An 11,381-nucleotide genomic window follows, 5' to 3' on the forward strand; every position below is an offset into this window, starting at 1 on the left:
ACAGGGCGTTAACACACGGCGACCGTCCGCGAAACGCGCCGTCCTTAGCGTGGAGGAACAACATTCCCCCAAAGGAGGCACGCAGTGACCGCTGACCGCACTGCAGATATCCGCACCACCCGAACCGCAGCCGCCCCCGCCCTTGAATTCCGCCCGGGCCGCTGGATCGCCAACTGGAACGCCGAGAACAAAGAGCAGTGGGAGTCCGCCGGCCGCGCGATCGCCCGCCGCAACCTGAACTGGTCCATCTTCGCTGAGTTCCTCGGTTTCGTGGTCTGGCAGCTCTGGTCCATCGTGGTGGTCCAGCTCCCCGCGGCAGGCTTTACGTTCTCCACCTCGGAGATCTTCTGGCTCATCTCGATGCCCAGCCTGGTAGGCGCCACGCTCCGCATCCCCTACACCTTTATGGTTCCCCGCTTCGGCGGCCGGAACTGGACCATCGTGTCCGCGCTCCTCCTCCTGATTCCCGCGACCGGGCTGGGACTCTGTGTCTCCAACCCCGAAACCCCCTTCGGCGTCATGCTGTTCGTGGCAGCCCTGGCCGGTTTCGGCGGCGGCAACTTCGCCAGCTCGATGGCCAACATCACCTTCTTCTACCCGGCCCGGGAGAAGGGCTGGGCCCTGGGCCTGAACGCCGCCGGCGGCAACATGGGTGCAGCCGTCGCACAGCTGGCCGTGCCGATTGTCATCACGCTGCTCGCTGCGGGTACCGTCAACCTTCCGATGGCCGGCTGGATGTGGATCCCCTTCATCCTGATCGCCGCTTTCGGTGCCTGGAAGTACATGGACAACCTCACCAGCGCCAAGGGTGACGTGGCCGGCTCGGTCGCAGCGCTGAAGGAACCGCACCTGTGGATCATGGCGCTGCTGTACATCGGTACCTTCGGGTCGTTCATCGGCTTCGCCGGCGTTTTCCCGAAGCTCATCAAGGACTACTTCCCGGAGTTCTCCTCGATCGGAGTCGGCACCATGGCGCTGTCCCTTGCGTTCCTTGGCCCGCTGGTCGGTTCCCTGGCCCGTCCTTACGGCGGCCGGATGGCTGACCGGATGGGCGGCGCGCGGATGACCGTGGCGGCGTTCGCCTCGATGGCAGTCATCACGCTGACCATGATCTGGACCCTGCCGCTGAAGAACTTCTGGCTCTTCCTGGTCCTCTTCCTGATGCTCTTCACCGCCAGCGGCTTCGGAAACGGTGCCACGTACCGCATGATCCCGGTCATCTTCGCCACCTCCAGCCGCGCCGCCCGCACCGGGGCAAACTCAGTGGCCACCCAGCGGCTCGCTTCCTCAGCCCTTGGCCTTATCTCGGCCATCGGGGCCTACGGCGGGTTTGTGATCCCGCAGGTACTGAACGCATCCAACACGGCCACCGGCTCCTACACCCCGGCGTTCTACGGCTTCGTGGGAGCGTACGTCCTGATGCTGGCGGTCTGCTGGTTCTGCTACATCCGCAACGCCAACCGAAACGCGATGGGACACGTCTAACATGACCGACAGCGCCGACACGCACTGCCCTTACTGCGCCCTGCAGTGCGCCATGACGCTCACGTCTCCAACGGGCCTGGCCCCGGCCTCCAAGCCGGGGCCAGGCCCCGTGCCGGCAGAACCGCCCGCCGCCCTGGCTACCATTGAAGCCCCCGTCCTGGAAGTCAGCGGGCGGGATTTTCCCACCAACCGCGGCGGGCTTTGCCGTAAGGGCTGGACCGCAGCCACCCTCCTGAACCACCCGGGACGCGTCACAGAACCGCTCCTGAAGGGCCACGATGGCATCCACCGCCCCATCGGCTGGGACCAGGCCCTGGCCCTGGTCACCACCGCCGTCAGGGACACACGGGCCCGCTACGGGGCGGACGCCATCGGGGTTTTCGGCGGCGGCGGGCTGACCAATGAGAAGGCCTACATGCTGGGCAAGTTCGCGCGGCTGGCCCTCGGCACGTCGTGCATCGACTACAACGGCCGCTTCTGCATGTCCTCCGCAGCGGCCGCCGGGATGCGGGCGTTCGGCGTCGACCGGGGCCTGCCGTTCCCGCTGGCGGACCTGGACGGTGCCAGCACCATCATGATGCTCGGCTCCAACGTCGCCGAAACCATGCCGCCGTTTGTGCAGCACCTCAAAGGTGCCCGCGACGCCGGCGGGCTGATTGTGGTGGATCCCCGCCGTTCAGCCACGGCGGCCTTTACGTCCGACGGCGGCGGCCTCCACCTCCAGCCCCTGCCGGGCACCGACCTTACCCTCTTGCTGGGCCTGCAGCACGTAGTGATCCACGAGGGCCTGGCGGACGCCGCCTTCGTGGCGGAACGCACTTCCGGCTACGATGCCGTGGTCCGCAGCGTCAACTCCTTCTGGCCCGAACGCGTCCAGTCCATCACCGGTGTGCCGGCAGAGCTCATCCGGGAGACCGCCCGCAGGCTTGCCGACGGCGCGCGCAAGGGCGGCAGCTACATCCTCACCGGCCGCGGCGTGGAACAGCACGTGGACGGCACCGCCACCGCCACCGCCGCGATCAACCTGAGCCTGCTTCTGGGCCTGCCAGGCTCAGCCCGCAGCGGCTACGGCACCCTGACCGGGCAGGGCAACGGCCAGGGTGGGCGCGAACACGGCCAGAAAGCCGATCAGCTCCCCGGCTACCGCAAGATCACCGACCCCGCAGCCCGCGCCCACATGGCCGGCGTCTGGGGCGTCCCGGAGGAATCCATTCCCGGCCCCGGCCTTCCCGCGGTCCAACTGTTGCAATCGTTGGGACAGCCCGACGGCGTCCGGTGCCTTTTCGTCCACGCCTCCAATATCGCGGTGGCCTCCCCCGATGCCAATGCCGTGATAGCAGGCCTCCGCAGCCTGGACTTCCTGGTAGTCTGCGACTTCTTCATGTCCGAGACCGCGGCCGAGGCGGACCTCGTCCTGCCTGTCCTGCAATGGGCCGAGGAGGAAGGCACGCTCACCAACCTTGAGGGACGTGTCCTGCGCCGCCGCCGTGCCATCCAGCCGCCCGCCGGTGCCCGCAGCGAACTGTGGATCATGGCCCGGCTGGCCGAAGCCCTCGATGCCCCCTCCACGTACAGCGAGGACCCGGAAACAGTCTTCGAAGAGCTCCGCCTTGCCTCGGCCGGCGGGCTGGCCGACTACTCGGGCATCGACTACGCCATGCTGGACCGCGGCGAGGCCGCCTACTGGCCATACCCCGTGGGCAGTACCGGCACGCCACGGCTCTTCCTCGACACTTTTGCCCACGCCGACGGCAAAGCGGTCATGACCCCGGTGACGCCGCGCCGCCGTCGTACGCCAGCCGTCACCCCGGCTGGGGATGCCACAGCCCCGGCCGCGAAGACCATGACCCTCATCACCGGCCGCCTCCTGGAGCACTACCAGTCCGGCGCCCAGACGCGGCGGGTGTCCGAGCTGCTGGCCACCCAGCCCGAGGCGAAACTGCAGATCCACCCGGCTGCCGCGGGCGCGATGGGTATCGTCGACGGTGCTTTTGTCTCGGTGGCCAACGAACGCGGGGCGGTGGTCTGCCGGGCCGAGCTCAGCACCGCCATCCGCCCGGAAACGGTGTTCCTGCCCTTCCACTTCCCGGAAATCGAAAGCGCCAACCGCCTGACGGAAGCCGCGACAGACCCCATCTCCGGGATGCCCGAATTCAAGTTCAACACGGTGCTGGTCCGGGCGGCCGCACCCACCGGACTTGAGCACTGTGTTCTTCAAACGACGGAGGCCTCATGAGCGAGCAGGTTGTCATTGTCGGATTCGGCCCGGTGGCAGCCCGCCTGGTTGATGAACTGCTCCCCGCGGTCCGCGACGGACACGTCAGCCTGACGGTAGTGGGCGAGGAAGCCGAGGCGGCGTACAACCGCGTCCTGGTCGCTGACCTGGGCGTGGGCCGCACCACGGCGGACGCCCTGGCGCTTTCTGACGCGGCCGCCCTGATCGCCGAAGGTGTGGACGTCCGGCTTGGTGTGCGGGTCCGGCGCGTCGACCGGGCCCGCCAGCGTGTTCTCCTCAACGACGGCACATCGGTGCCCTACGAACGCCTGGTGTTCGCCACGGGTTCCCGTCCGGTGATCCCCAACCTCACCGGCATCAACCCGGATCCCGCTTTCCCCGTCCTTCCCGCGGGAGTCACGGCGCTCCGGGACCTGCGCGACGCTTCGGTTTTGGGCGCAGCGGTCGACGGCGGCAAGCGCGTGGTGGTGCTCGGCGGCGGTGTCCTGGGCCTGGAGACTGCCCTCGCCGCGGCGGAGGAGGGCGCCACTGTCACGGTGGTCCACAACGGCCCGCACCCGCTCGGCCGCAACATCGACCGCGGCGGCGGAGCGGTTCTCGCGGCCGCCCTGCGTCGGTGCGGTGTCCGGATGGCGGGCAACGCGCGGTCCACCGGTGTAGAGCAAAAGGCGCCCGACGGCGGCTTCTCGGCCTTGCTGCTCGATGACGGTTCCGCGATCGACGGCGACCTCCTGGTCCTGTCGTGCGGCGTGCGTCCGCGGACCGAGCTCGCCGAGGGCTCCGGCCTGTCCACCGGCACCGGGATCCTGGTGGACCACCGGCTCCGTGCGCACCACGAGCCGCACATCTTCGCCATCGGTGACTGCGCCGAGGTGCGCTGCCCTGACCCCACGTGCAATGACTGCCGCACCGCGAAGGGCCCGTCCGGGCTGGTGGGACCGGGCTGGCGGCAAGCCGAATGGCTGGCCGACTACCTAACCCTGCTGGCCACCGCCACGCCGGATGAAGCCGACGCGCTGGAGGAACTGCCCCAGGAACAGGCCGGCGTGATTGTCCTTAAGGCCCGCGGCATGAACATGGCTGTGGCCGGAGACAACGCGGCCGATCCGTGGGACGAGGAAGCCCTGACGGCCGGCGCCGTCAACGGCCGCCCGCGCCTGCAGATCGCCCAGTGGGCGGACCCCGAGCACGGCCGCTACGTCAAGATGACCACCCGCGGCGGAGTGCTGGAAGGCCTGGTGGCAGTTGGCATGCCGCGGACGGCCGCCGAACTGGTGGGACTCTTCGAACGGGGTGCTGAGCTGCCGGCAGACAGGTCCTTGTTGCTGCGGCTGGACGGTCCTGACCAGCTGGCCTCCTCCGGCCCGGCCGATCCTGCAGGTATGGTGTGCCGCTGCGCGGGAGTCAGCGGAGCCAAAATCCAGGGCGCGGTGGAGGGCGGTTGCGCCACCGTGGCCGACGTCTCCCGGGCAACCCGGGCCGGTACGGGCTGCGGCGGCTGCCACGACGACATCAAAGGGCTTATCGAAAAACACTTCCAGGCGGCCCCCGCCGCGTGAGCTGGGCTGAAGGCCGGTAGGCCTGACATGTGCGCGTAACGCGAATCGGGTGTGGTTGCCGGCGAAAGTAGCATCGGGGCCATGAATGCCGACGAAGAAGACGACATCACCGAAGAACTGCTGGCCGACGCGGCGAAGCTGACCGGGCTGGGCCTGGAACTTCTGGGCCTCGATCCCCATCCGGATGACATGACACCGGAGCAGCGGCTCCAGTTCGATCCCGATGACCTCGACGAAATGGCCGTTGTGCCGGCTGAAGAGCGCCACAAAGCAGTGAGCCAGACCCGCCTGTTGGCTGGCCTGCTGTGGAACTCGTCGGGCGTTCTCCTCGACCAGCTTTTCCGCGACCTCGGAACTTTGAGCGGGCTGGAGAATATTGGCCCGTCGGACATTGCGGGGTCCTCAGTGCTCTCCTCGCTGCCGCCCCGGTTCGCATCCAGCTACGATGCGAAGTTCACCCAAAAGTTCATTGTGGTGGCCTCCGACGTCGCGGCATCCTTGGGCCGTGGCTGGACCGCCCCCGGATGCCTGGCCGCCGAGCTGGCCGTCCGGTGCCTGCTCGACCAGGCGGAAATCACCGAGGACATCTACGAACTGGACCTGCCGGAGGACTGGCGGGCACAGGTTGAGGAAGTCCTGCTGGAGGACGCAGACAGCCAGGCGCTGTACTCGGATGATCCCGGCCCCGCGGAAAGCGCCGGCGCCCTGGGCTTTGACCAGTGGTTCGCGCCCTTGTCACCCGGCGATGTAGTCCCGGCCTTCGCCCGTTCCTGACGGGCACTATGGCTGTGCCGCGCCCGATGGTGCGGGCAGCCCAGCCAGGAAGTCTTCGGTAAACGTTTCACGCCGTCCCACTCGGTATAGGCGTCCGGGCCGCCGGGAAGGGTGTCTTCGGAATGCTCGAGGCCCACGGTTTCTGCCTCGTGCCCGTGGCTCCGGACCAGTTCGGCAATGTACTCCGCGATTTGGGCGGTCTGCCCTCCAACGCTCCCATAGCAAATGTAGATGTTGGCCGTGATTCACTGTGGCGGTCCTGTTCGTACAGGAATTAGGGCCAAACGTCCCCACCAGGTACTACATGTGGACGTGCAGGCGGCGTGCGGCCTCGGAGATGGATCCGCTGAGCGACGGGTACACCGTGAAAGTGTTGGCGACGTCGTCCACGTGGAGTTTGTGCTTCACGGCAATGGAGATGGCGAAGATCAGCTCGGACGCGTTCGGGCCCACCACAACGCCGCCGATTACCGTGCCGGAGCCCTTGCGCGCGAAGATCTTGACGAAGCCGTCCTTGTTGTTGCGCATCTTGGCGCGGGCATTGCTCTTGAGAGACAGTTTGATGACATCGCCCTGAAATTTACCCGACTCGATATCGGCCTCGGTGACACCCACGTTGGCGATTTCCGGTGACGTAAAGATGTTCGATGCCACCTGGTGCAGCTTAATGGGGGCCACGGCGTCACCTAGGAAGTGGGCAATGGCGATCCTGCCCTGCATCGCAGCGACCGAGGCCAACGCCAGCACGCCGGTGCAGTCACCGGCGGCGTAGATGTTCGGGGCCGTAGTGCGGGAGACGCCGTCGACCTTGATGTGCCCGCTCCCGGTGAGCGCGACGCCCACCTCCTCCAGACCGATGCCGGCGGTGTTGGGGATGGAACCGACGCAGACCAGGCAGTGGCTGCCCGTGACCTTCGAACCGTCACCGAGGGTCACCACCACGCCGTCGTCCGTGCGTTCAACCGTCTCCGCACGGGCCCGGGACAGGACGCGCACGCCGCGGCGCTCGAAGACTTCTTCCAGCACCTCCGCGGCGTCGGTGTCGGAACCGGGCAGCACCCGGTCGCGGCTGGAAATCAGGGTGACCTTGGAGCCCAGGCCGTTATAGGCGGAAGCGAACTCGGCACCGGTCACACCCGAGCCCACCACAATGAGTTCCTCGGGCAGTTCATCGAGGTTGTAGATCTGGGCCCAGTTCAGGATGCGTTCGCCGTCGGGCCGCGCCGTGGGCAGTTCGCGTGGATGCGCGCCGACTGCCAGCAGGATGGTGTCCGCCTCAACGGTTTCGGTGCCGTCCGCGGTCAGGACTTCAATGGTGTGGTTGTCCACCAGCTTGCCCGAACCCAGCAGGATGCGGATGTTCTCGTGCTGTTCCAGTCCGGATGTGATGTCTCGGGACTGTTGACGGGCCAGGCCAAGGACGCGGTCGTTGATGTGCTTAAGGTCCGCCCTCATCACGGGCGCAAAGTCACCGCCGTCGACGTCGAACTTCACTCCCAACTCCCCCGCCGCACTGACGCGGGTCATCAGGTCCGCCGTCGCGATCAGTGTTTTGGAAGGCACGACATCGGTGAGCACCGCCGAGCCGCCCAGGCCCGCGCGTTCGATGAGGGTGACGTGCGCTCCCAAGGAGGCTGCAACCATGGCGGCTTCGTATCCGCCAGGTCCACCTCCCAGGATTGCGATCCGGGGTGAGCTGAAGTCTGGGTGAGTAGTCACAATCAACCATTCTCTCCCCAATTGCGCCGGGACATCAATAAAGTGCCTGATTCATGGGGCGTATCACCGGCACCCGTGACGCTGTGCACAGCGGTGGCGGCACGATAGTTTTTACCAGTGAGTAATACAGACTTCCTGACACTGGACCCTTTCGATGCCGCGCGCGAGGCCGCTGCATACATTGCCGAGAAAACCGGTGTGGCCAGCCACGACGTCGCTCTGGTCCTGGGATCCGGCTGGGCCGAAGCCGCCCATCTCATCGGCGAGACCACCGCCACCCTCGCCGCGGACGATGTCCCCGGCTTCCATGCCCCGGCCGTGGCGGGACACGTAGGCACCATCCGGTCGGTGCTGACCAAGGAAGGCAAGCGCGCCCTCGTCCTGGGCGCCCGGACCCACTACTACGAAGGCAAGGGCGTCCGTGCTGTCGTCCACGGCATCCGTGCGGCGGCCGCCGCCGGCTGCAAAACCCTTGTCCTGACCAACGGGTGCGGCGGCATCAACGAAAGCTGGACTCCGGGCACACCGGTGCTCATCAAAGATCACATCAACCTCACCGGCACATCCCCGCTGGAAGGCGCCACGTTCGTGGACCTGACAGATCTCTACAGTTCACGCATCCGGGCCTTGGCCCGTCAGGTGGATACTTCGCTGGACGAGGGCGTCTACGTCCAGTTCTCCGGCCCGCATTACGAGACTCCTGCCGAGGTGCAGTTCGCCAAGCGGATCGGTGCGGATCTGGTGGGCATGTCCACGGCTTTGGAGGCGATCGCCGGCCGCCACGCGGGCATGGAGGTGTTCGGCATTTCGCTGGTGACCAACCTCGCGGCCGGCATCAGTGCCATGCCGCTCAGCCACCAGGAAGTCCTCGAATCCGGGCAGGAAGCGGGACCGCGCATCTCCAAACTGCTGGCGGGGATCATCGCCAAGCTTTAGGACAACGCGGGGTCACTTAACGCCCGTCCGAGGCCTTCCGAGGGGCGTTAGGTGAGCCCGCGTTGCTTTTTTGGGGTGGTGAGGCTGTGAGCCCGCCAGTTGATTGACCGTGTCCGCCCGGGCCTCGGGGAACCGGCGTTCCGCCCGGTGCGTCCTTGAGAATGCCTTCGCAGCGGAAGGCATTCTCGTTTCCCTCGATGGCCAGGACCACATCCAGGACGGAAATCCGGTCCGGACGCCTGGCCGGCGAGAAGCCGCCCCGGCGGACCGGAGACCGAGGCCAGGATTCGGGCCCGCACTACGTGTCCAGAAACCTGCTGTCAAGGATTTCCAGTGTTTCCGCTTTCACCTCGAGTGTTCGGGACCGTTCCGCGGGCAATAACGATAGCGTTGACCCCATGACGTCCTCCGATGCCGCCTCCTTGTTCAGCCACGCCCGTGAATGGGCGGCCAAAGATCCGGATTCCGCCACTGCCGCCGCGCTCACGGAGCTGCTGCAGCTCGCGGAGGACGGCTCCCCGGCGGCCCTGCAGGAACTGACAGACAGCTTCAACGGCACCCTGCAATTCGGCACCGCGGGACTTCGCGCCGCCCTCGGCCCCGGCCCGAAGCGGATGAACCGGGTGGTGGTGCGCCGGGCCGCCGCCGGACTCGCCGCCTTCCTGGTTGACGCCGTCGGTGCGGCATCGCCCGGAACCCGGCCCCGCGCCGTCGTCGGCTATGACGGCCGCTACAACTCGGACATCTTCGCCGAGGAAACGGCGGCCATCTTCACCGCCGCCGGGATTGATACCTTCCTGATGCCTGCCGCATTGCCCACTCCCCTGCTGGCTTTCGCAGTGCGGGCCCTGGAGTGCGACGGCGGTGTGATGGTCACCGCCAGCCACAACCCGCCGCAGGACAACGGGTACAAGGTGTACCTTGGCCGCCACTCCGTGGAGGAAAGCGGGCGCGGCGCACAGATCGTTGCGCCGTACGACGCCCGGATCGCCGAGCAGATCGATGCTGTGGGACCCGTGGAGTCCATCGCCCTGGCAACGGAGGGCTGGACGGTCCTGGGCGCCTCGGTTGCGGCCGACTACCAACGCGCGACGGCGGCACTCGCCGATCCGGTCCGCTTCCCGTCCCGCGACCTGCGGATTGTCCTGACGCCCATGCACGGCGTCGGCGGGGAAACCGCCGTGGCGGTCCTGAACGCCGCCGGCTTCGCCGATGTGACGCTCGTGGCCGAACAGGCCGAACCGGATCCGGACTTTCCCACGGTGAGCTTTCCCAACCCGGAAGAACCAGGCGCTTTGGACCTCGCACTGGAGACCGCCGCCCGTCTGGAAGCCGATATTGTGCTGGCCAACGATCCCGATGCCGACCGTGCTGCGGTGGCCGCGAAGGATCCGGCCAGTGGTGCCTGGCGAATGCTGCGCGGGGACGAGGTTGGGGCGCTGCTGGGGGCACACATCGTGGCCCGGCTCGCGGCCGGAAGTGCCGTAACACCCGACGGCGACGGCGGGGCAGCCAGCGACAGGCCGGCCGGCGACAGGGCAGGTACCGAAACTGCCGGCGTCTTCGCCAATTCCATCGTGTCCTCCCGGCTGCTGTCCCGGATTGCCGCAGCAGCCGGCTACGCGCATGAGGAGACACTGACGGGCTTTAAGTGGATTTCCCGGGTGCCAGGGTTGGTCTACGGCTACGAGGAAGCCCTGGGCTACTGCGTGGCGCCTGACATTGTGCGGGACAAGGACGGGATTTCGGCCGCTGTCCTCATCGCGGAGATGGCTGCCGCGGCCAAGGCCGACGGCAAAACAATCTTCGACACGCTGGATGAACTTTATCTCCGGCATGGGCTGCACGCCAGCGACCAGCTGAGCATCCGGGTGGCGGACCTCGGCCTGCTTGACGCCATGATGAACCGGCTGCGTGTCAGCCCGCCTGAAGCCTTTGGTTCGTCCACGGTTGAGACGTTTTCGGACCTGGCCGAAGGGAGCGACAAATTGCCGCCCACCGACGGCCTGCTGTACCTGACCCGGGACCAGACCCGCGTGATCATCCGGCCCAGCGGCACCGAGCCGAAGCTCAAGTGCTACCTCGAAGTGCTCCACCCGGTGGAATCAGCGGCCGGACTGCCCGAAGCCCGGCAGTCGGCCCGGGTCACCCTGGATGCCGTGATCAGCGATGTCCGCGAGGCCCTCGGGCTCTGAGGTTAACGGGCCGCCCGTCAGCCAAGAACGGCCCTGCCCCGCACAACGGTTGCGGGCCCGCACCGCTTATGCGGGGCAGGGCAGCGCAAGGACGGTCAGCCTAGACTTCGACTTCGATGAAGCCATCGGCGATGCGGGTGCTGAACGTTTCCAGGCGCACGGCCGCAGTTCCGAAGCATTCGCCGGTTTCCAGGTCATAGACCTCTTTGTGCAGCGGCGAGGCGATAGTGGGCCTGGTGCCGCGGGAGCCCAGGATGCCGCGGGCCATCACGTGGGCTCCGGTGGCCGGGTCCTCATGGGCTACTGCAAAGACCTCACCGGGGCCGGTCCGGAACAGCGCAACCTGGCGGCCCGCGATGAGCGCTGCTTCGCCCCAGGCGAGCTCGAGTTCTGCCACGGCGCAAACCCGGTGCCAGGTGGCAGCGCTTTCAATGGTGTCGGCGGTGGGTGCCCCAATTTCCAGTGTTGCCGTCATGT

Annotated in this window: 8 protein-coding genes; 6 read left to right on the forward strand and 2 right to left on the reverse strand. The window is 67.1% G+C overall.

Annotation, left to right across the window (positions count from 1 at the left end):
* Nucleotides 1-84: 84 nt before the first annotated feature.
* The 4 genes from ABIB27_RS10435 to ABIB27_RS10450 all read left to right on the forward strand — a co-directional run bounded on the left by ABIB27_RS10435 (nucleotide 85) and on the right by ABIB27_RS10450 (nucleotide 6,054).
* On the forward strand, nucleotides 85-1,485 hold the full coding sequence (locus ABIB27_RS10435; RefSeq protein WP_354215200.1) for an MFS transporter: 1,401 nt from the start codon (nucleotides 85-87) through the stop codon (nucleotides 1,483-1,485).
* A gap of 1 nt (nucleotide 1,486) precedes the next feature.
* The gene (locus ABIB27_RS10440) at nucleotides 1,487-3,721 is read left to right on the forward strand and encodes a molybdopterin oxidoreductase family protein (protein WP_354253861.1); all 2,235 of its coding nucleotides are present in this window, start codon (nucleotides 1,487-1,489) and stop codon (nucleotides 3,719-3,721) included.
* Nucleotides 3,718-5,280, forward strand: coding sequence for an FAD-dependent oxidoreductase (locus ABIB27_RS10445; protein WP_354215198.1), 1,563 nt, complete (start codon nucleotides 3,718-3,720; stop codon nucleotides 5,278-5,280). The genes ABIB27_RS10440 and ABIB27_RS10445 overlap by 4 nt, the downstream gene beginning before the upstream one ends.
* Nucleotides 5,281-5,361: 81 nt before the next feature.
* Entirely contained in the window at nucleotides 5,362-6,054 is a 693-nt protein-coding gene (locus ABIB27_RS10450; protein ID WP_354215197.1) for a peptidylprolyl isomerase, read from the forward strand.
* Nucleotides 6,055-6,354: 300 nt separating this feature from the next.
* Here the strand turns inward: ABIB27_RS10450 and ABIB27_RS10455 are convergent, their stop codons facing one another.
* Nucleotides 6,355-7,773 carry an NAD(P)H-quinone dehydrogenase gene (locus tag ABIB27_RS10455; RefSeq protein WP_354215196.1) on the reverse strand — a complete coding sequence of 473 codons (1,419 nt, stop codon included), beginning with the start codon at nucleotides 7,771-7,773 and terminating at the stop codon, nucleotides 6,355-6,357.
* Between the two features lie 117 nt (nucleotides 7,774-7,890).
* Here ABIB27_RS10455 and ABIB27_RS10460 point away from each other — a divergent pair, with 117 nt between their 5' ends.
* Both ABIB27_RS10460 and ABIB27_RS10465 read left to right on the forward strand, forming a co-directional pair.
* Entirely contained in the window at nucleotides 7,891-8,709 is an 819-nt protein-coding gene (locus ABIB27_RS10460) for a purine-nucleoside phosphorylase (RefSeq protein WP_354215195.1), read from the forward strand.
* Nucleotides 8,710-9,107: 398 nt separating this feature from the next.
* Nucleotides 9,108-10,904, forward strand: a complete 1,797-nt coding sequence (locus ABIB27_RS10465) for a phospho-sugar mutase (protein ID WP_354215194.1) — start codon at nucleotides 9,108-9,110, stop codon at nucleotides 10,902-10,904.
* A 100-nt stretch (nucleotides 10,905-11,004) separates the two neighbouring features.
* On the opposite strand, the gene nirD is transcribed toward ABIB27_RS10465, so the two are convergent.
* Nucleotides 11,005-11,379 (reverse strand): nitrite reductase small subunit NirD, encoded by a 375-nt coding sequence (gene nirD, locus ABIB27_RS10470; RefSeq protein ID WP_354215193.1) that lies wholly within the window; start codon nucleotides 11,377-11,379, stop codon nucleotides 11,005-11,007.
* Nucleotides 11,380-11,381 lie beyond the last annotated feature (2 nt).

It is taken from the genome of Arthrobacter sp. UYEF21, assembly GCF_040546085.1.
Lineage (GTDB): Bacteria > Actinomycetota > Actinomycetes > Actinomycetales > Micrococcaceae > Arthrobacter.